Origin of the sequence: uncultured Lacinutrix sp., assembly GCF_947500325.1 — a bacterium.
Taxonomy (GTDB): domain Bacteria; phylum Bacteroidota; class Bacteroidia; order Flavobacteriales; family Flavobacteriaceae; genus Lacinutrix.
This window is the reverse complement of the sequence record NZ_CANMRQ010000001.1, coordinates 443,990-467,528: the sequence shown is the minus strand read 5'-3', so window position 1 is coordinate 467,528 and position 23,539 is coordinate 443,990. Positions and strand designations below refer to the sequence as shown.

Below are 23,539 nucleotides of genomic sequence, written 5' to 3'. Positions count from 1 at the left end.
ATGCTTGTATGCTTTATCTGTACTAAACAAGCTGTTGCTCAATACACAGACCAAGACATTATTGATGTTTTTAATAAATCTCAAGCGCAATTTGTCGATAATTCAGATTATAAAGTAGCTCTAGAATACACACTATACAGGAATAAAAAAGAACCAATAACTATAGATAAATATCTAGGCGTATTAATAAAAAAAGATAAGGATACTTATGTTAAAATTAATACTACCGAAATGTTAACTACTGGTAGTACTTTCATTAAGATAAATCATAAGCAAAAAGCTATGGAATATACTACTATTAATGATAATACTCTAATCCAAAATCCAATAGCGATAGAAAATTACCTCAAATATTTTGCTACAAAAAAAATGTCTATTGAAGACAATAGTATTACCTGTGTATTAACTGTTCCAAAATTAACACAATTGCCGTATGGTAGTATTACTCTAACCTTCAATAAACAAACATATAGTCTACAAAAACAAACTATTGAGTTAGTAACTCCGGGTAGAATTAAGGATGAAAAGGGAGAATATAATAATTCAAGAAAGTTCCTAGAAATCAAAATAAAAAAAGTAGAGGATCATCCTGTTATTGGAAATGAACTAAACATAGATAGTTATGTAGATACTAATAGTTCTCAACTACAGCCTATTAAAAAATACAATAGTTATAGATTAATCAATAGAAATACAAACAAATAATCGTTATGCATACATTCTTTAAATCATTAACACATCTCAATAGTAAAATACTACTATTAGTCGCTATTTGTTGTATTCAGCTATCAAAAGCACAAGAAACTATTATAGACCAACGTTTTTATAACAGTGATGAAATAGAAGCGGTTAGTCCTCAGCCTCAACCGCAGCAATCTGCTAGCTATACTATCTCAGATGAGACTATTAGCACTCTATTTACAACAACAAAAGCATCCTCTTATATTAAAATATGGGCAGATGACAATGTGCCATTAAATGAACATTACAAATATAGTATGGAGGTTAAAATAACACCTTTAACACCATCAAGGCCTGCTTTTAATAAAACATTGACTATAGAGTATAATCCGTTCTCCAATGCAGGTACATTTAAGGATATGTATGTCTATGAGATTGAAAATGTAACAGATTTAAGCTTTGTAATACTTAGCGTAACTTACGAAGATGTAGAAAATGAAACTTTGTCCACTATTACGCCAGAAAGTATAAAAATGGAAACAGGACTTAGGGTGGAGCGCTATTATGAATTACAACAAGGTAACCCAAATCCTTTAACCAATGCTGTTACAAATACAATTAACATAGACTGGCAACCTATAAATGGCGCTATAAGCTATGACTTAGAGTGGACTTGGGTAGACAACTATGGTGATAACGATAATGAAAGAGCTGCAAATGATATTCAATTATCAGAACTCATGTTTAAGCATAATAGCACAAGAATAAATACCAAAAACACCTCTTATGCTTTACCAAATATATATTCTAATGGATATATAGCTTATAGAGTACGTGCAGTAGGTGTGTTTCTAGAAGATATTTCAGTAAAAAAATATGGCTCATGGTCATATACTGCTACTCCAAATGGAACAGTTGATACTTGGAGTAGTAAAATACAAATAACAAATCCAGAACCAAATAAAAACTGGCAATTTCAAGCCAGTTATGCCGAAGAAGGCAAAAAGAAAGAAGTTGTCAGTTATTTTGATGGAACACTAAGAAATAGGCAAACTGTTACTAAAATTAATAGCGATGATAATGCCATTGTAGGTGAAGTTATTTATGATAATCAAGGACGACCAGCTGTAGAAATTTTACCAGTACCAGCAATTAATAGTGAGAATGGATTAAGTTATTATTCTAATTTTAACTTAAGTCCTGAAAGTTCAATACAAGGACCAATACCCTATACACATCAGGATTTCGATTGGAACATAACAGCCGCAGAACAATCTTGTGAAACAGATGTTAATGGACTAAACCCTTCAAGCGGTTCAGGATATTATTACTCTCCTCAAAATAACTCAGAATCAACATTTACACCATTTATCCCTAATGCTGTTGAAGGCAGTGAGTCTTATCCTTTTTCACAAATAGAATACACACCAGATAATACAGGTAGAATAGCTAGAAAAAGTGGCGTAGGCTATACACATCAATTAGGTTCTGGTCATGAAATGAAATACTATTACACAACACCAGAACAAAAAGAACTAGATCGCTTATTTGGCTATAGTGTAGGTTATAGTGAACATTATAAAAAAAATGCAGTAATAGATCCAAATGGGCAAATAAGCATTAGTTATATAGATCCACAAGGACGAACAATAGCAACAGCACTTTCTGGAGAAAACCCATCACAGTTAATAGGCTTAGAAGATGAAGATAATGATGAGCTTCACAAAGTAGTTACTGTAGAATTGTTTAATAGTAATAGTGCAGAAAATCAAAACTACGCTACAGGTAATTATGGTATACTGCAAGATGGTACATTATACGAAGTACAAAAATTTAATGCACTAAACGGAAGCCAATATGAAACCACCTATAATTTAACCTATAAAAAGGGATTCACGACAGGCTGTTTACCAGATAATAGTGGTTATCCTTTTGTTTTCGATTTCGAGACCGATATTACTAATGAGTGTTTTGGACATTTAATTCTAGCAGACGAGAATGGAAATGGAGGCATTGCATACAAAACGACTATTGGAGACTTTGATCCATCACAAATTCTAAATGGCACTCCATTTGTATTACAACAAGACATTAATAATACCGAAAATTATACCTCAAGTACTGCGTTAGCTAATGGTAACAGTTCTCTACAACCTTTTAACATAGGAAACTTTGGGATAAAAAAGGATTTAAAAATCAACCAACAAGCACTAGACTATTTTGCTAACGATTATATTTCTAAAATAACCAATGCAGATACTGGTTGTATTCCGTTTCCTGAAGTAAATATTGAAGACCAATGTTTTACAAGTTGTGGTGAATGCTTATACAATATAGTTGGTTGGAACAACTGGGATGATGAGGCTACTAACCCAGACCTTCCTACATTTCAAGATTATTTTAACCTTACTGTTGGTACAGATGGCGTAAATTATAGTGGTTTTCCTAATCCTTGGGCACCAGGTAGTATAGATATAGATTTACAAGCACTTATAACCAGTACATTAGAGCAACAATGGAACGAGCTCTATGCAACATGTACAGCGCCTTGTTCTAATGATGGTATTTTTATAGACCCTGATCCTAACGGTGAATACGAATCCTCATCTTGTAGTGTAGGACTTAATTTTATGTTAGGGGATATGCAACCAAACGGGCAATATGGTGGTGCAGAATATTATACAAATGCTGATGGAGAACAAGTATTAGTACCAGTAAACATACAAACAGAAACAAATATTTTTTCTGAAGACAACCAATTAGCATATCCAGCATTTCCTAATAGTAATCCAGGTGATTTTAATTGGAAAACACCTAAACATTATAAACTAACAGGAGTAGCACCTTCTGGAAATGGAGGATTAATTGAAGGACTATCTCCTAATCATTATTTTACTACCGCTGGAGATGTTGCCTTAACACAAATAATTTATGACGAAGAAACACAAACTTATAGTCCAGAAATTGATAATAATGTTACAGTAATTACTATTACACAAGGAAATAACGAAACACTATGGGTAGAACCACAACATTTAAAAAATGCAGACGATTTTATAAATCTGTGGCGAGTACATTGGGCAGAATCTTTAGTACAATACCATCCAGAATATGTGTACTACAATTATAGTAAAGCATTATGTCAACTCACAAATGGTAACACTATAAATACTGATGGTTTTGATGACTATTTAAGGTCTTTAGATTTTGAAGGAGCAGAAACAGCGAATCTTATACCATCTAACAGTAACGATTTATTAGACCTCTTTAATCAAGATCCATATTTTGGGCAAGGCGTAAGTTTAGATGATCCAGCATTAATTGCACTTAAAAACGATGTAATGTTAGAAGCTTTGGAACATAACAATCCAGGCTATGGCTATGACAAAACTGAAAAAACAATGCTACAATTCGCTTTTGAAACGGCTTATTGTAATAGTATTGATGTATGCCAAATCCCATCTAATTTTATAGGGATGCTTAATAGCCCAAGTACACCAACAAATACTAATACTAGTTTGTCTCAACAAACTAAAAACGATATATGGAGCTATTACATAAGTTACTATTTATCGCTTAAACAAAAGTTACAATATGTATTACTTAATTATTATACCATAGAGCAAAATGCTTATAATGGCTGTATAGAAACAGCAACAACACCTAATTCTATACTAGATGTTATAAGAGATTACAGTGTTGTACACAGCGTTAGTGTAAGTGGTGTAAATGATGGTTTATGTAGTAGTACTAGTGCATCAAACTATAACATAAAAAGTAAACGTTATATACCCGTAGATGCTTTATACAATTCTAACGATTCTAATCAAGACATAGCAGATAATATTGAAGATCAGGTGGATATAGAAATTTATACGCAAACGGGGCAATGTCCTTTAGTTACAGATCTTGAAATATTCTTAAATGGCTTAGCAACAACACAGTTATCTAGCGGCCAGAGTTACTTAGATCCTACAAATAGTAGCACACAGTTTAATGGTCATTTTTTAAGTCCTGATTTATTTACAGATGTTGGAGGAGCAATCCCAAATAACGGCCCGTTACAAATAACAGCTTCATTTAGTAATAATGCATTAAGTATCCATTTTACAAACCCAAATCTCTCTAATATTATTACAGATTTTGCCCCAGTTACACCAGGACATACTTGGGATAGCCTATGGGCAGTAGATGCAATTGCACACATGAGTGATGTCTATTATGTACCCAACTCTTATAATGACATAACACAACAGTTTACTTTTAAAGTTAAAGCAACTTTAAGTGATGGTGTTACTGAAGTAATATTACAAGGAAAAACAATTGCAAGAATTGAATGCGGTTTAGGAACTAATGATTATACAGGACCTGGAGAAGTTTTATTAGACGATACTGATGGAGATGGCATACCTGATCTTTGTGATGATTGCCCAAATAACCCAGATCCTAATTGTGAATGTGGTAATATAGATAGTGACAATGATGGTATTTTTGATTTATGTGATCCATGCCCTAATAATCCCGATACGAATTGTACTTGTGATGGTCCAATTGATACGGATGGAGATGGAACTCCTGATAATTGCGATGATTGCCCATATGATAGTGAAGATAATTGCGAAAATTCCTTTTGTCAAAGTTTTATAGAGACGGATGGTATCACAGAAACAGACATAGAAAATGGATTTATTGATTTATACAATAGTGTTTATAATAATAGTCTTCATATATTATCTGATAATGGCCCACAATCTATAGTTATTCCTGAATCGTTAAGAGAATTTTTTAAATTTTCAAATAATACAAATCTTAACGATGAATCAATCGATAATGCGGAGTTTGTTAAAATAAAAACTAGATATATTATACCTACTACAGGAGAACACATTACTTGTTCAAATAAATTTTTCTTTGCTATAAAATTTGAAACAACATCTGGAAGCAATAGATATTTTTTGATGTCCAATAATGTTTCTTCTAGTACTAATGGTTTATTTTCATTTTTTGATTATAATGAAGTAACCTCATATGATTTACCATCTTCAACTTATTATGGAAACCCAAGTAACTTTTTAAGTTTTAGTCTTCGTTCTAATATTAATAATGTAGAAACTGCTCTAGCTTTCTTTAACGATGGTTCAGTTGCCAATGAAGGCAATGAGTTTTACTATGATTTAAGTTTTAATATCTCTAATTGTACTTTTTCCGTAATTCTTGTAAATCGTTATGCGATTTCATGTCGTTGGTATAATCCTTCTAATAATTTACGTAATGAAATAGTATATGAAGATATAATAAGTGATTCTGATAAAAAAATCGATTTACCTAATTATATTAATCAAGATAATTGTGAACAACCTTGTACTCCTCAAACCATAGCACCCGTGTCTTGTAATGAAAAACACACCTTTTTTATAAACACTGTATTACCAAAATTAGAAGATTACACGACTATTCCAGAAGGAGACAATCCTGGTGACCCAATGACAGAAGAGTATTTCTGTAATCAAAATTTTAGCTATATCGTAGATGGTTATAACAGTTATGTAGAGGCATTTGCTACAAATGGCACTTTAAGTGTTGAACATGCACAATTTATAAGTATTGCAGAGTTTGGGGCTACACAATTGCATTATGGTTATGATAATTATGCAAGTGCGATTACAGATTATAAAAATTATGTAGATAATGGTGGTGATGTTAATTGGGGTGCATACATCGCTACAATTTATATGGTTGCTAATCCAGGAATATGTCCACCAGCACCATTGTTTCCTACCTCAAATATATTTATAGAAGATCCACAAACCAATTGCCAAGAGTTTGCCTTTAATGTAAGCAATACTTATGCAGGAGATGCGTATTACACTTACTTAAACACATTAAAAGAGCAATTTAAACAAGATTATATTGCTGAGGCCATGAGTAACATTGAAGAACAAGCTACCATGACCTATAAAGACAAACAGTATCAATACACATTATATTATTACGACCAAGCTGGCAACTTAGTAAAAACGGTGTCTCCAGAAGGTATTGATCGATTTGAAGATGATGAATTTACTACTGATTTTCAAACCGCATTAGATGAGGCTAGAGTAACACCAGATAATAATAATCCAAACCATCAAAACACCTTACCAGAACACACTCTAGACACTAAGTACAAATACAATAGTTTAAACCAATTAGTATGGCAAAAAACACCAGATGGCGGTGTGACTCGATTTGCTTACGATGATTTAGGCAGAATAATTGCGTCACAGAACGATAAGCAAGCTGCTTTATATACCGATTTAACTTATAAAGAAGATGTAGCCGGAACTGTTACTATCTCTCAAGACGGTAAAAATATAGAAAAAACTGGCCCAGGAACTTGGAGTACATCTGGTATAGATGAAACTCATATCTTATACGGGAATGGGTATGTAGAGCGTACCATTACTAGCGATTTTCAAGCTCATAAAGCCGTAGCACTTGGATTAAGTTATGTAGATAGAACAAAAGGATTAGGTAATTATGGAGGCTCTCGATTGCCTAGTTATTTTATGTATACTTATACCAATAGTACTAATACTTCCTTACGTGTAGCTAGAGTAGGAAATTCTGGAAGTTTAATTACACCGCCATCACAGTATTATTTGCAAGTAGGAGATAAACTTAAAGTTGAGCGATTAAATGGAGATATTAATTATTATATAAATAATACGCTTTATTTAACTTACGAGGAATCTCATCCTGGCTTACCTATGGATATTCGTGCCAATTTAGTATTTAACGGAGGTAAAATACATGATTTAAATTTCGTAGGCTATGATGGAGAGGATCAAGCTAAAGATCGTTTCAGCTATACAAATTATGATGGATTAGGCAGAATTATTGAAGCAGGAGAAGTACATACACCATATGAAACGTATACCATTTCTAATGAAGGACGACTGTATAACACAGGTCTATCTAACCCTATTAATGTATTTAATGCTAATCATTTAAGAACAGAAGTTACAAAGACGTTTTATGATAAAGCAATAAACTTACCTACCGTTGCAGTATCTAATTATAGTAATTCAGCACAGCTATTTACTGCATTTAATCCGCATACACTACGCAATAGAGTGAGTGCCATTCTATACTATGATAGTTTTTCTACATTAACACTAAAACCAGTCTTTAACAATGGTATTTTTTATAATTACGATATACATGGTAATGTCAATGAGTTAGTTAATTTTTATAGTGATATAAACATTCCTAATAGTTTTAACAAACACCTAAAACGAGTGGCATACGATTATGATTTAATTAGCGGTAATGTCAATAAAGTTACTTATCAAAAAGGCCAGCTAGACCAATTTATACATCGTTATAAATACGATGCAGATAATAGAATTACTAGTGTAGAAACTTCTAAAGATAATGTTATATGGGAGCAAGATGCGTCTTATAAATACTATGAACATGGCCCATTAGCCAGAACAGAAATTGGAGATAAAAAAGTACAAGGTATGGACTATATGTACACGCTTCAAGGCTGGCTAAAATCTGTAAACGGAGAGCATATAGGAGATGCAAATAATGATATTGGAAAAGATGGTCTTGCGCTTGCTAATGCTTTAGTTGCTAAAGATGCTTTTGGCTATTCATTAAGTTATTTTAATGGTGATTATAATTCTATAGGTAATACTTCTAGTAGTTTTAGTCTTTCTAGTAATAGCACCTTCGATAACAGTCCTAATTTATACAATGGTAATATTAAAAAGATGGTAACTAGTATAAGGCAGCAAGAAGATGTTATGCTAGCCACGCAACTAAATAGTTACAAATACGACCAGCTTAATAGGATTAAAAGTATGACCTCTAAAGCTTTCGAAAGTAGTTCTACAACGGCTTATAGAGATAGTTATGCTTCTAGTTACAGTTATGATAGAAATGGTAATTTAACCGAGTTGTCTAGAACTGTAAAAGGGAATGCAGTAATCCCAATGGATCAATTTACCTATAAATACAAATCGAAAACTAACCAATTACAATTAGTAAAAGATGCTATTGCTGCCACTAATTTTGATGTAGATATAGATGACCAAGAAGATCTTTTAGGAATTACATACAGTGAAGATGACCCTAATAGTCATAATTATGTGTACGATGAGATAGGACAATTAATACAAGACAAAACAGAACGTATACACATTAAATGGCGAGTTGATGGTAAAGTCGATAGAATACAAAAGTACCCTGAAGGTTTTCCAAATAAAATAGCAGAAACTATTGTATTTGATTATGATGGATTAGGTAACCGAATAGCAAAAACAGTAATAAGTAAAACTGGCGTTGTTAGTACACGATACGCACGTGACGCACAAGGTAACGTTTTAAGTGTTTTCGAAACTAACGCTACAAGTCAAGAATTTGACAATCATGATTATACATCGTATAAAATAAAAGAACATCATATTTATGGTAGTAGCAGATTAGGTATCGAGAATTATGTATCTAATAAAGATTCAAAATCTACTAGCCTAACAAGTGATAATGATACAACAGTTGCTTTAGAGCTAGGAGCAAACAATACTATAGATTTTACTATAGACAATGTCTCTGCATTAGATCATGAACCAATAACATCATCTATAATAAATACAAAAATAAAGCTACTAGAACCTTTACAAGAGAATGATTCTATTAGAGTAGCAAAATTAGGTTTTGTTAATACAGCAACTAGTAATAATACTAGTAGAGAAAATTATACAGAAATATTCTTAAAGAAAAGCGAAGGCAAATACAAACCTGTATTTTATGGACACTCTGTTATGGCTAATGCTTTTCATTATATACTTAAAGCTGAGCTAGACCATACTATTGGTATTACAGAAACAGAAATGCAACAAGACGGTATCGCTATAGACTTTACACAATTAAAAAACACAACCTTTGATATTACTATTGCTATAAATAACGAAAGTTATAATTTAAATAACGGTGTTACAATGTCTATTAATAGCATTCCAGCTCCAGCGACTATTAATACCACTATACAATCTATTATTGGCGGAGAATATGCAAACAAGTTTCAAATAAAAGACATAGCTTATAGCACAACCATTAATGGTAATACCTATGCAGATGCCTTTAATTTTGAAACAGAAGCAGAAACTTTAGTTTCAGAAAAAGGAGCTACAGCTAATCTTAGCCAAAATGAACTCGCTTGGGCAACGAGTATTTTTACAGATGATTTGGTAAAAAGAAGCTATACTAAAAGAGTTGGTGATAAAAATTATGAATTATCTAACCATTTAGGTAATGTACTAAGTGTAGTAAGCGATGTAAAAATTCCAACCTTTACAGGAAGTACTTTAGCCTACTTTAATACAGATGTAAAAGCATACAATGATTACTATCCCTTTGGGATGCTACTTCCTGGTAGACACGGTAACTCCTCAGACTATAGGTATGGCTTTCAAGGACAAGAACTAGATAATGAAATTAAAGGTGAAGGGAATTCTATTAACTATAAGTTTAGAATGCATGACCCAAGAGTAGGTAGATTCTTTGCAGTGGATCCTATGGAGGCTATATATAATTGGTATTCACCTTATGCCTTTTCTGGAAATAGAGTTGTTGATGCTTTCGAAATGGAAGGTTTACAGCCTTTTATAAAAACTAAAGGAAGGACACTAGTTGCTGGAGTTAAATTTAAGGTAACTAATAAAACCAAGATAAATAGTGAAATTATAGATAAAATTCTTCATGGATTAAAAATTAAGTTTAAAACTGAATTATCTAAAGAAATTAATACTCCAAATCATAATCAATTAGAAGGAGCAGTAGTCATAGATAATGATGCTAGTTACGAAATTCTTTTTTTGCCTAAAAAAGAGTTTAATGAAATGTTGATTGCTGAAAATAAAGCTACAAAACAACAAATAGAAAATGGTATTTTCGTTGCTATAGCTAATAACATCAAAGGAGATAAAATTTATATATCAGATGAAACACTTGGTCAGTTTACAGTAGATTGGCTAGATCCAAATGACCTTTTGCCTTATGAAGAAGAAGATATTGATAATGCAGCCAATGTAATTTTTCATGAGTTAGCTCATCTATTGGGGTTACTTCATACCTATGATGATTATAGTTTAGATGCCAACGGAAAACTTGTAAAACAAATACCATCTATAAAAAAATTATGGCGATTATCCGAGAAAGAAATGGAAAATAATACTTTTAATGAACCAAATAGTGCTACAAGAATTCTTGCTAAAAATATTATGAACATGGGGCAAGAAGGAGAGTATCTATTATTAAAACTTCAGATGGAAGATGATATTGAAACAGGAAAAACAACCTTAGAATTAAGAAATGATCAAATTGAAGTTATATACAAAACAATAAAAGAATATGTTGCTCAAGATAAAAATTAGTTATATTATATTTTCCCTGTGACGAGTGATGTATTATATAATTACTCTGAGTTACCGTGCTTTTAACTTAAAAGAAAAAACCTTTACAGAAATGTAAAGGTTTTAATTTGTTTACTCTTTATTGAGGTTACTCGTCACAAACGAGCGATAGCAGGGGAAAATATTGAGTTTGTCATTAAGCTAGTAAAAGTAAATAAAATCAATTATTTTCAATTGTTGATCTATTCGTTCCATCGTTTATTATACTTCGCGAATTTTGTCTTGTAGGACGTATTTTTGTTCTTTTTTCTGTGTTGTTCCCTTGCAAACCATCTTGATTATATTCATAATCTCCATCACCATCTTCTGTATGTTTATGTATTTTTGCCATATTATGCCCACCTTCGTGAACCATAATATCTAATAATGATAACCCTCCAGCTTTTCTATCACTATTTATATATACAAAATTATAGTCTGGCAACCCTTGTGTGTTTTCAGTTGCTAAATAGCCCTCAGAAACAGCAGCTCCACCTGTATTTGGATCAAAATGACTATTTAATTTTCTAGCAAATGTATATAATGTTTTTAAACCATCATTACCTGTTATATCTGCCATTTTATACAATTGTGTCAATTGTCCAGTAGTGGCCATTTTATTCATAATTATCCCTCTAGATTTAGGATCTCCCTTCATATAATTAATCATCTCTCTAATTTTTTGTTCGGCTGTTAAGGTTACATCATATTCAACTTCCACCTTATAGTATGACGTTACTCCACTTTCAGTAAGTTTTTTTGCATACTTTGCTCTATCTTCTTGGTTACGCCCTTTAAAATCATTTGCCTTTTGAGCCCATACTAACTGCTTTCCTTCTAAAAATTGAGCTTCAGTATCAGAAGTTGGTAATGTAATCATATAGTCAGTATAATTTCCATCAGAAAACCTTTTGCTAAATGCTTTAGGATCAATATCTGCACTATTGAGTCCTCCCATTGCATTATCGACTAACACTTTGTAATCTAATTTTATTGTGATTTTTGCTCTTCCTGAACGTTGATTAGGTATAGGCTCACTAGTTTTAGCAACAATCAATTTTTCTCCACCTTCTAATTCAATTGCATCGATTACCCTATTTTCACTAAAAGCATAAGGAGAATTATGAGGATATTCTTTGTATAGAGGATCAATAGCAAAGAACCTACCAATTCTCGAATCATACATTCTAAACTTAAAATTATGACTATTCCCTTCACCTTTAATTTCATTATCTAGTTCTTGTCCTTGAAAGCCATACCTATAGTCTGAGGAGTTACCGTGTCTACCAGGAAGTAGCATCCCAAAGGGATAGTAATCAAATTGGTTTATTATGCAATAAAATAAGGAGTTATTAGTATTTAAAAATAACTCTAAAAGACAAAATAGTGTTATTTTATGGCCAAAATTGGTAGTATTTCAAATTAGGATATGAAAAAAGTATATTGTCCAGATTGTAATGAATATTCAGTAAAAAGTGGTTTTCAAAAAGGAAAACAACGTTACAAATGTAAAGTTTGTAATAAGCGATTTCAATTGTATTATACTTATAAAGCTTATAATGAAAACACAAATAGTTTAATTAAATCATTACTAAAAGAAAGTTGTAGTGTACAAGGTATTTCTAGAGTTTTAAATATCTCTTGTGGAACGGAGGTAAGTTGCTGATAGTTATTGTTTTATTTATATCTTTGATACTATCAACCTTAAAACATTGATATGAAGACTAGTGTACTTTCAGTTTTATTCTTTTTTATATTTAGTTTGTCTTATTCCCAAGCTCCTCAAGGTTTTAATTATCAATCTGTAGTGAGAGATAATGCAGGAGATATATTAGCCAATACTAGTATAGGTGTTCAGTTTCAAATTAGGCAAACTACTTCTACAGGAACTATAGTTTACACAGAAACACATACGCCAACAACAAATGCTTATGGTGCATTTAATGTAGTGATAGGTCAAGGAACAACTACAGATACTTTTACAAGTGTTGATTGGAACACAGATATTTATTTTTTAGAAATTGGAGTTGATATTTCAGGAGGTACTACATATACCAATATAGGTACTTCACAGTTGATGAGTGTACCTTATGCTTTAAATGCAATAGAAGCTGATAATGTTAGTGGTTTAGAACAAATAACAGAAGGAGGAAATACAGGTTGGCGATTAATAGGAAGTAACCAAGCTAACCATGGTAATATTGGTATAAATGCTATAGATTTAAGTACCCCTAATGAGGTAAGCTCTTCTTATGGAGCTACTGGAAGATCTTCAATAGCAATAGGTAGGAATACAACTGCTTCAGGCGACTATTCTCTAGCAATGGGACAGAATACAAGAGCTGAATCTTTAAATTCTGTTGCCATAGGTAGTTATAATTTTGGTGGTGGTTCACCAAATACTTGGATTCCAACAGATCCTATATTTGAAATAGGTAATAGCCTAGGAATTGGAAATTTTAGATTCAATGCTTTAAGCGTATTAAAAAATGGAACTATAATAGCACCATCATTTGATATATCTGAAATTACAAATGCCAGAGCCTTAATCACTAAAGAATATGCAGATACTAATTATGGTAGAGGTTTAGAAGCTATAGATGAGGGTAATGGAACAGGTTGGAGGTTAATTGGTAGAAACCCTTCTTTACACGCAACAATCGGTTCAAATGCTTTAGATTTAAGTCTTTCTGATGAAAGTAATAGTTTTGGATATGGAGCAAGCGGATCGTCTTCAATAGCCATGGGATTTAACTCAACGGCCTCAGGATTGAATTCAACAGCAATGGGAAGTACAACAGCAGCTACAGGAACTCAATCTACAGCAATGGGAGTTAGTACTTTTGCTTCAGGAAATATTTCAACAGCTATGGGACTTGGTACTTTGGCTAATAGTTTTGCAGGTACAAGCATTGGACAATATAATATTGGCGGTGGAACAGCAGGTAGTTGGGTAGCTACAGACCCGCTGTTTGAAATAGGAAATGGTGCAAACGCTTCAAATAGATTAAATGCTATGACTGTATTAAAAAATGGGAATGTTGGTATTGGTACTGCAACGCCACAAAAAACATTGGAGATACGAAGTGGAGTTGGAAATTCAGATCCTTCATGGATTGCAGGTGTTTTTGGCCCAACAGTTAATGGTAACAGAGTTGTTATAGGTAATTTAAATAATAATGCAACTATTGGCGCTCATAATAATGCTTTAAATGCTTGGGCAGATTTATATTTAAACCCAAGTGGTGGTGACATTTATGCAGGTGGAGCTTTGGTACATTCTTCAGACAGGAGGTTAAAGAAAAATATTGAGAAAATAACATATGGTCTAGATGAAATTTTAGCATTAAACCCAGTACAATACTACTGGAAAAATAAGGAGAATAAAAAGCATAAATCACTAGGTCTAATTGCACAAGAAGTACAACCCATAATTGCAAACTTAGTTTCAATAAGTGACGATAAGAAAAATACCTTAGCGGTTAACTATACAGAGCTCATACCTGTATTAATTAAAGCCATACAAGAATTAAAACAAGAGAATAATGTGCTAAAACAAGAAGCTGCAAAAATTAAAACTTTAGAAGCTAGATTAGAAAAAATAGAGAACTTTCTAAACACAGAAACTAGCGACTTAGACGACTGAAACTATAAATAAACATACATTAAAAAGCACTCTATCTGGGTGCTTTTTTATTTACAAAAGCATTACATTTACCCCATGTTCTTACAAATAAAGTTACTGGACAGAGGCTAAAATAGAGATATTGAAGAATATCTAAAACTTGGCATTTCATTCCCAGCTAGCGCTCGTCTGTGACGAGTGAAATTTTGATTAGAAAATAAAAAAGTGTATACAATCCCGATGGCGCGGATTTGTAATTCGTGTCCATAATAATCATTCATATTACAAAAGCATCACATAAAGTGATACTTTTCTTTTACATATAATTATTCTTCTTAGGTTAAATTCAATCCCACTCAACATAAAGGTCTTACTCAATTCAATCCATAAAAAAAGCCACTATTTCTAGTGGCTTCTCTAAACTTGCTCCTCCTCTTAGGCTCGAACTAAGGACCCTCTGATTAACAGTCAGATGCTCTAACCAACTGAGCTAAGGAGGAGTGTTTTTCGCTGTTGCGAGCGCAAATATAAAAGCTTTTTTAGTTTCTACAAAACAATAATTAATTTTTTTATTTAAAAATTGCCTTAAAAATATCGTTTCCGTTGGCAAACAGCACTAAAGCTATTAAAATAAAGAAACCAACCGTTTGTGCATACTCCATAAATTTATCACTTGGCTTACGTCCAGAAACCATTTCATATAGTAAAAACATAACGTGACCACCATCTAAAGCAGGAATTGGTAATAAGTTAAGTACACCTAACATAATTGATAGAAAGGCTGTAATACCCCAAAAAGCTTCCCAACTCCAAAAGTCTGGAAATATATCGAAAATGGCTTTAAAGCCTCCTACTCCTTTATAGGCACCTGTACTTGGACTAAAGATTAGCTTTAATTGTCCAAAATACGAGCTTATTTGTCCAGTAAATTTATTTAAACCAACACCAAAACTCTCACCAAAAGAATATTCTTCAACTGTCATTTTATAATACCCTAACTTTTCCATTGTTTTTGGACCAGCACCAGAAAAATAAACAACACCTAATTTGGCATTATTATCAACTTTTAGTGTTTCTGTAATTAATTCTTCTCCTCTCAATAATGTAACAGCTACTTCTTGATCTTTAAATTCATTTAAAACAGTAGGTAATTGATCAATATACTTCAACTTCTTATCACCAATAGTTCTAACTATATCACCTTCTTTAAGGTTAACGCCTTTGTTTAAAGAAGAATCAGGGATTTTAGCAATCACCATTGGATATCTCATTTCAAACAAGTCTCTAGTTTTACTATCTGAAAACTGACCTAAAAAATCTTCTGGTAATGCAATAGTCTGCTCTACACCATCTCTTTTAATTGTTATAGATTCTGCTCCTATAAACTGCCCTTTTATATCAGATACCTTTTCAACTTTAAAATCACCAACTTTAATAATATCGTCTCCAGTTCTAAAGCCTAAATCTGTTAATAAAGGATTCTCTATTAAATACCCATCTTGTATACTAGCAGCAGAAATTTTTGTGTCTCCGTAAATAAATGCAGCAAAAATGTATATAATTAAAGCTAAAACAAAATTTACAAAAACACCTCCAAGCATAATAATTAAACGTTGCCACGCTGGTTTAGATCTAAACTCCCATGGCTTAGGCTCTTCTGCCATAGCTTCAGTATCCATGCTTTCGTCAATCATACCAGAAATTTTAACATAACCTCCTAGTGGTAACCAACCAATACCGTATACCGTTTCTCCTATTTTCTTTTTAAATAATGAGTACTTAATATCAAAAAACAAGTAAAATTTTTCTACTCTAGTTTTAAATAATTTAGCTGGAATAAAATGTCCAAGCTCGTGCAATATAATTAGTAGTGAAAGACTCAGTAAAAACTGACTTATTTTTATTACAAATTCCATGTATTTCTTCTATTCATTTTTATAACGCCCAAAAGTAAGTATTTAGACTTAGTTTAAAAAGCTATTATTGTTTTGCTTTCTGTTTTAACCTTTATTTATGAGTGAAAAAAATGGTTTATCGTTTGTTTACGTCGTATTTTTGCAAAATAGCAATTCAAAACTTGTTTTATGCTTTCCTTTTTTAAAGATTATAAAAAATTTGCCATTGGTTTTTTTATCCTTTCTGCAATTATTATTTCTATTTTTTATTCCATTTTAAAGGTTGAAAAGCCTTTGCCTATTTATAATCCTGATAGTTTAGATAGGACTTTAGTTGACAGCACGATTCAACATGTAAAAAAATATCATAAAATCGCAGATTTTAGCTTGATTAACCAAAATGGAAGAACAATTACTCAAAACGATTATAAAGATAAAATTTACGTAGCCGATTTCTTTTTCACTACATGTCCAACTATTTGCCCTATAATGACAGATAATATGCGTGACATTCAAAAAGAAATTTTAAATGATGATGATATTATGCTATTATCGCACAGTGTAACACCTGTAAAAGATAGCGTACCTCAATTAAAAAAATATGCTAAGCTAAAAGGCGTAGATGATGCTAAATGGAATTTAGTTACTGGAGACAAGAAACAAATTTACGAACTAGCACGAAAAAGCTATTTGGCAGTAAAAACAACTGGTAATGGTGACAAATACGATATGATCCATACAGAAAACTTCATGTTAATAGATAAAAAGCGTCAAATACGCGGTTTTTATGATGGTACAGATCCAGAAGCTATTTCTCAACTTTTAAAAGATATTAAAAAGTTAAAACGAATGGAGAAACAGTAGTTTTTCTATTACAATTTTTTTAGCCTATTATTTTCCATTACTTTTGCTTCTTTAAAATCAATCTAAATAAGCTTGGAATATACATTAGCAGATTTAAAACGTGGTGAAAAGGGAATAATTAGTGATGTTTCTTCAGAATTAATTCCTTTAAAATTGTTAGAAATGGGTTGTTTACCTGGCAATAATGTAGAATTAGTTCAAGTCGCTCCTTTTGCAGACCCCATGTATTTAAATATTAATGGAAGCCATTTAGCCATTAGAAAAGAGACTGCTATTCATATTTTAATTGACAAAATAGATGAGTAAACAGTTAAATGTCGCTTTAATAGGAAATCCTAATACTGGAAAAACATCAGTTTTTAATGCCCTTACAGGATTAAACCAGCAAGTTGGTAATTACCCTGGGATTACTGTAGAAAAAAAACAAGGTATTTGTAAATTACCGCGTGGTGTTAAAGCCCACATTATAGATTTACCGGGAACTTATAGCCTAAATGCCTCTTCATTAGATGAGAATGTAGTGATTGAACTACTTTTAAATCGTAATGATAAAGATTTTCCAGATGTAGCAGTTGTGGTAAGTGATGTAGAAAACTTGAAGCGTAACTTACTTCTTTTTACACAAATTAAAGACCTTGAAATCCCTTGTTTATTAGTTATTAATATGGCCGATAGAATGAAATATAAAGGTATTTCGTTAGACATTCCATATTTAGAATCGCAACTAAACACTAAAATAGCATTAATAAGTACTCGAAAAAACCAAGGTATTACAGAGTTAAAACAACTTATTACAAATTATAAAGACCTGTCTATAACACCTTGTTTAAATGCTTCTGAAATTGATGTAGATTATTTCGACAGATTGCGTAAAGCCTTTCCAAATCAGTTATTATATAAGCTTTGGTTAGTTATAACACAAGATGTGAATTTTGGTAAAACAGATAGAAAGGAAATTGACGCTATCGCTAGTTTTAAAACTAAATCCAAAAGTGACCTTAAGAGGCTTCAACAAAAAGAAACCATAAAACGTTACCAGTTTATTAATAACACATTAAAAAAAGGACAAACAATTGATGCTTCTCAAGCTAAAGATTTACGCACTAAATTTGATCGGATTTTAACCCATAAAGTTTGGGGTTACGCTATTTTCTTTGTTATACTATTAACTATTTTCCAAGCCATATACGACTGGTCAAGCATACCAATGGAATTTATTGATGAGGCTTTTGCTACTCTTAGCGATTGGACAAAAAATTCATTACCAGCTGGTGTTTTTACTAATTTATTAGCCGAAGGTATTATTCCTGGATTAGGAGGAGTTGTCATTTTTATACCACAAATTGCGTTTTTATTCCTATTTATTGCCGTCCTTGAAGAAAGTGGCTATATGAGTCGCGTTGTCTTTTTAATGGATAGAATAATGCGTCGTTTTGGATTAAGTGGTAAAAGTGTAGTTCCTCTTATTTCTGGAACTGCTTGTGCCATTCCTGCTATTATGGCTACTCGTAATATTGAGAGTTGGAAAGAACGTTTAATAACCATTTTAGTTACGCCTTTTACAACCTGTGCAGCTAGATTACCTGTATACCTCATTATTATTGCATTAGTTATCCCTGAAGGCAACTTTTTAGGTTTAGGCTACCAGGCATTAACCCTAATGCTATTATACTTAATTGGTTTTGGTACAGCGGTTCTTTCAGCATATATTTTAAATAAAGTATTAAAAATAAAGAGTAAAACCTTTTTTGTAGTAGAAATGCCTAACTACAAATTACCCTTATTTAAAAATGTAGCGATAACCGTTATAGAAAAAACGAAATCTTTCATTTTTGGTGCCGGGAAAATTATTTTAGCAATCTCTGTTGTACTATGGTTTTTAGCATCTTATGGTCCTGGTGAACAATTTAATAATGCTGAAGATATAATAACAAAAGCATACGCTTCTCAAAATTTATCTGAAGACGATTTACAGCAAAAAATAGCCTCTCATAAATTAGAACACTCATTTATTGGTATTACTGGTCGCGCTATAGAACCCGCAATTAGACCTTTAGGTTACGATTGGAAAATTGGTATCGCTATTGTTAGTTCTTTTGCTGCTCGTGAAGTTTTTGTTGGCACATTAGCAACTATTTATAGTGTTGGCGCAGACGATGAGAAGACAATAACCAAACGAATGGCAGGCGAAATCAATAGTATTACTGGCAAACCATTGTATAATTTTGCTTCTGGTATTTCTTTACTTTTATTTTATGCCTTTGCCATGCAATGTATGAGTACATTGGCTATTGTAAAGAAAGAAACTAATAGTTGGAAGTGGCCAACCTACCAATTAGTGATTATGACGGCTTTTGCATATATAACAGCTCTAATTGCTTATCAGTTTTTAAAATAATTGTCATTGCGAGGAGTATTTAGCGACGTGGCAATCTTATAAAATGAAACTAAATCATTAAATTTATAGTATAATTATTTATTTTTTCACGACAAAAACAAAATGAACACTATTATTCAAAACATATTAGTCTTTACAACATTAGCTTTTGCTTTATTGTTTTTGGTTAAAAAGTTTTTTTGGAAAAAGAAAACAAAAAAAGCTTGCGGCACTGATGATTGTGGTTGTCATTAGAATTCTTTTGAAAAAAAATCTAAGCATTAACAATTAAAATTTTTGGGACTAATAATAATTCTTATTGGGTTTTATTTTGATTATAAATCTGAAAAATCTTCTTTTTTTAATGATTTAAGTGGGGGTATTTTTATATGTGCTGTCTTTTTTATTTCTGCGATTGTTTTAAAAGAAGTACTTAAAATACACTTTCTAAATGTTGCTTTTATTATAGGCATAGAAATTATTTTAGTCTTTGCGCTTAAAGCCTTTTTTAATAGTAAGAAGAAACATTAATTTAAAAATAAAAAGGAGGCTATATATAACCTCCTTTTCTAAAAAACAACTACTTATTTTACTAAAAGTTGTTTATTAATTACTTGCCCATCTTCCAAAGTTATTTTAACAAAGTAAATACCTTGTTTTACTTTATTAGACAATCTAAATTCTATATGTATACCATCTACTTTTGTAAATTTATGTGGTATTGCTATTCCTGTCATTGAAAGCACCGCTATCGCTTCTACTTTAGCTTCTGTTTCATCTATAACTATAGAGATTGTGGCATTTTCATTAGCAGGATTAGGGTAGATCTTTAGATTATTCTTACTTATGTTTTCTTCTAAACCTAAATAAGTAGAATTAATCTCTTCGTTCGAAACACCTCTTCCTTTACTTTCAAAATCACCACTACAACCTTCAAGATAGGCTCTAAACACAGAGCCATTAATAGCATCAAAATTAGAAGTTAACAGCACCTCTTCACTGGCATGATAAGTAGCTTGAGCACCAGACTCTATTGTATTTAGAGCTACAATAGTGTATTCTGCTTCTTGATTATCTGCAACACCATTTAATACATTTTGATCAATAATTAAATTTCCAACACAACCATCACAATCTAATGCAGCTAAACTGGCTCTTGCACCTCCAGGGACTAAGACGGCTCTCATTCTGTCTCTTTGTCCTTCTGTAAATAAGTTCATACAGGCATCATCACTATAATCCATATAATTCTGCACCATGTCTATTGTACCACAAGATACGTGTCCTGTATCACAGCCATAGTTAGCGTTATCAGATGAAGGAGTATCTAAAACAAAATCATCTACACTACAACCATTTCCCCATATATGTCTTAAGTTTAAAAAGTGACCCACTTCATGAGTAGCTGTTCGTCCTTTATCATAAGGAGCTGTAAGTGTTCCTATTCTTCCGAAATAATTGTATCCTATTACTACCCCATCAGTGGAAGCTGCACCTCCAGGATATTGAGCATATCCCAAAACAGGAAAACCAAAACCACCTATCATTTCAGGTACTATCCATATATTAAGATAACGATTAGTATTCCATGGATTCACACCTCCTTGAGAGGCTTTCTTCATGTCATTTGTTAATCCCCAATCTTTACGTGTAACTTGTTTTCTGGTAATACCATTAGTTGGGTTGCCATTAGGATCTATTGTCGTTAAACAAAACTCTATTCTAGTATCTATAGCTTGAGGCCATATATTATTAGCATCACTGTTATTACGTCTAAAATCTTCATTTAATACATCTATTTGAGATTCTATTTGTACATCACTAATATTCTCTATTGAGTTTCTATACAACACATGAACAACTACAGGAATTATTATTCTACTATATAAAGAATCCTTATCTCTTCTTTTTAGTGTTTCTATTTCCGTGTTTATTTCAATATCTTCCATTCGCTTTAAAAGCTCTGGATCTTTTTTTAATCTATATTCTAAATTTTGATCTGTTCCACAGTTTCTTTGCTGCGCAAAGGAGAACGTTATGAATAGAAAAAATAAAGTAAATAGTATATATATGTTTTTCATAATTAAATGTTTTAATTAAACTATTTACTCGATAAAAGTTTGTCAACTATTTTCTTTAAGCTATCTATTTCTTTTTGCTGTTGAATGGTATAAAGTGTCAGTTCTTCTATTTTCTCTTGTTGAATTTTTGTAATATTCCCCATTTCAATACCCTGTTCAGCTACTGTCTTTGCTGATGGAACATTGGGCAAGTGTCCATTTTTTTCAATGTAATTTTCAACTTCAGTCAATGATTTTAGTTTGTACGTTTTATCAAAAACATAATCTGCCCATCCAGTTCTTACTCTAAGTTCTTCAGTTAAAATACCTCCGCTAACAAATAATTTATAATTACTAATATTTACGGTATTGCTTTGTGTTCCTAATTGATTAGGAGTATTTTGTGTTCCTATTGAAACTTTTCCAGAACTATCGACTTCTTTAATAGTCATAACTTTACTTCCTTCTGTTGCAAAAGATATCTCTCTATCACCATTAATTCCTGGAATACTAAAAATCATATTACCACCATTAAGTGTTCTAAAAATTGCATCTCCTGCTTTTGAAAAAGAATTATAATTAGTATCCGCTGAAGCGATACCTATTTCTAATGTGCTATTACTAGCATCAGATAGTCTTATGTTTGGGTTTGTTTCTTTTTGAACATGAAAAATAGCTTGAGGATTATTAGTATTGATTCCTAGCACATTACTTGCGAAATCTCCATAAATTAAAGGTGTATTTGTATTTGAATTATCAATAAATAAACGATTATTAGTGTTAATATTTCCTCCCGATTTATTCCCAATAAATACATTACCAATTCCAGTAGTATTATTTTCTCCTGAATATGCTCCTAAAAAAGTATTTTGCCTACCTGTTGAATTCAATTGACCACTTCTTGCGCCTATAAAAGTATTTAGTCGTCCTTTATTATTTAATAAGCCAGAAAAAGAACCAAGAAACACATTTTCATTTCCAGAAGTATTACTAATTCCCGATTGACTTCCTATAAAAGTATTAAGGTTTCCATTAATCGTATTTTGTCCAGAGTTGGCTCCAATAAATGTATTATGCCAAGTATTATTCCCATTACTCATAGACTGACCAGCAAAATTCCCTATAAATGTTTCTGTAATTGCACCACTTCCATTACTAGTGGCTAAAGTTGCATTTGTTTGATTAGCAAAAGCTGTTTCTTGAGTTTGCGCATTACATAAGCTTACTACAACTGTTACACATAAACTTAATAATGTTGTTTTTATATTTTTCATTGTTAAAATTTTAAAAGTTTTTCTATCCGTTTAATGAATCGATTCATCTATTGGTTCTACCTCTTAAAAAATGTTACCCTAATATTTTTTGAAAATTTATTCTTGAAAAAAATAGGGTAACATTTAAAACCTTGATGAACCACTAGATGAATCGATTCAATTAAAAATCTTTAAAACGTAACATTATGAAAACAAAACTGAAGACAAACAAATTAGCGCTTAATAAGCTAAAAATAAGCACGCTAAATAGCGTAGAAACATCTAAAATAAAAGGAGGAACTATAAGTGTTTCAAGAACAAGTAGAAAAAATAAAGAATACTAAC

At 31.8% G+C, this 23,539-nt stretch carries 14 protein-coding genes and 1 tRNA gene; 10 read left to right on the top strand and 5 right to left on the bottom strand.

Translation table 11 applies throughout. The features are described from left to right. Positions 1-705: a hypothetical protein gene (locus Q0997_RS02140; RefSeq protein WP_299883974.1), complete on the top strand. Its 705-nt coding sequence runs from the start codon at positions 1-3 to the stop codon at positions 703-705. 5 nt (positions 706-710) lie between these two features. After that, positions 711-11,102, top strand: a complete 10,392-nt coding sequence (locus Q0997_RS02135) for a DUF6443 domain-containing protein (protein ID WP_299883972.1) — start codon at positions 711-713, stop codon at positions 11,100-11,102. 199 nt (positions 11,103-11,301) lie between these two features. Here the strand turns inward: Q0997_RS02135 and Q0997_RS02130 are convergent, their stop codons facing one another. After that, positions 11,302-12,450: an RHS repeat-associated core domain-containing protein gene (locus tag Q0997_RS02130; protein WP_299884222.1), complete on the bottom strand. Its 1,149-nt coding sequence runs from the start codon at positions 12,448-12,450 to the stop codon at positions 11,302-11,304. 99 nt (positions 12,451-12,549) lie between these two features. Here Q0997_RS02130 and Q0997_RS02125 point away from each other — a divergent pair, with 99 nt between their 5' ends. After that, positions 12,550-12,786: a hypothetical protein gene (locus Q0997_RS02125; RefSeq protein ID WP_299883970.1), complete on the top strand. Its 237-nt coding sequence runs from the start codon at positions 12,550-12,552 to the stop codon at positions 12,784-12,786. Positions 12,787-12,837: 51 nt separating this feature from the next. Continuing rightward, on the top strand, positions 12,838-14,766 hold the full coding sequence (locus Q0997_RS02120; RefSeq protein ID WP_299883968.1) for a tail fiber domain-containing protein: 1,929 nt from the start codon (positions 12,838-12,840) through the stop codon (positions 14,764-14,766). A gap of 405 nt (positions 14,767-15,171) precedes the next feature. On the opposite strand, the gene Q0997_RS02115 is transcribed toward Q0997_RS02120, so the two are convergent. Further along, positions 15,172-15,245: transfer RNA gene (locus Q0997_RS02115), tRNA-Asn, on the bottom strand. 69 nt (positions 15,246-15,314) lie between these two features. Next, entirely contained in the window at positions 15,315-16,661 is a 1,347-nt protein-coding gene (gene rseP / locus Q0997_RS02110; protein WP_299883966.1) for an RIP metalloprotease RseP, read from the bottom strand. 168 nt (positions 16,662-16,829) lie between these two features. Here rseP and Q0997_RS02105 point away from each other — a divergent pair, with 168 nt between their 5' ends. From Q0997_RS02105 to Q0997_RS02085, 5 genes are all read left to right on the top strand, one after another. After that, complete coding sequence (locus Q0997_RS02105; protein WP_299883964.1) at positions 16,830-17,504, top strand: SCO family protein; 675 nt, start codon at positions 16,830-16,832, stop codon at positions 17,502-17,504. A 72-nt stretch (positions 17,505-17,576) separates the two neighbouring features. Continuing rightward, on the top strand, positions 17,577-17,810 hold the full coding sequence (locus Q0997_RS02100; RefSeq protein WP_299883962.1) for a FeoA family protein: 234 nt from the start codon (positions 17,577-17,579) through the stop codon (positions 17,808-17,810). Further along, on the top strand, positions 17,803-19,902 hold the full coding sequence (feoB, locus tag Q0997_RS02095) for a ferrous iron transport protein B (RefSeq protein ID WP_299883960.1): 2,100 nt from the start codon (positions 17,803-17,805) through the stop codon (positions 19,900-19,902). The genes Q0997_RS02100 and feoB overlap by 8 nt, the downstream gene beginning before the upstream one ends. Before the next feature lie 102 nt (positions 19,903-20,004). Further along, positions 20,005-20,136 carry a FeoB-associated Cys-rich membrane protein gene (locus tag Q0997_RS02090; protein WP_299883958.1) on the top strand — a complete coding sequence of 44 codons (132 nt, stop codon included), beginning with the start codon at positions 20,005-20,007 and terminating at the stop codon, positions 20,134-20,136. 42 nt (positions 20,137-20,178) lie between these two features. Further along, entirely contained in the window at positions 20,179-20,412 is a 234-nt protein-coding gene (locus tag Q0997_RS02085; protein WP_299883956.1) for a hypothetical protein, read from the top strand. Between the two features lie 53 nt (positions 20,413-20,465). On the opposite strand, the gene Q0997_RS02080 is transcribed toward Q0997_RS02085, so the two are convergent. Both Q0997_RS02080 and Q0997_RS02075 read right to left on the bottom strand, forming a co-directional pair. After that, positions 20,466-21,962: a M43 family zinc metalloprotease gene (locus tag Q0997_RS02080; RefSeq protein ID WP_299883954.1), complete on the bottom strand. Its 1,497-nt coding sequence runs from the start codon at positions 21,960-21,962 to the stop codon at positions 20,466-20,468. A gap of 20 nt (positions 21,963-21,982) precedes the next feature. Then, entirely contained in the window at positions 21,983-23,215 is a 1,233-nt protein-coding gene (locus Q0997_RS02075; protein WP_299883952.1) for a hypothetical protein, read from the bottom strand. Between the two features lie 185 nt (positions 23,216-23,400). Between Q0997_RS02075 and Q0997_RS02070 the strand changes: the two genes are divergently transcribed. Next, positions 23,401-23,538 carry a class I lanthipeptide gene (locus tag Q0997_RS02070; protein ID WP_299883950.1) on the top strand — a complete coding sequence of 46 codons (138 nt, stop codon included), beginning with the start codon at positions 23,401-23,403 and terminating at the stop codon, positions 23,536-23,538. Position 23,539 lies beyond the last annotated feature (1 nt).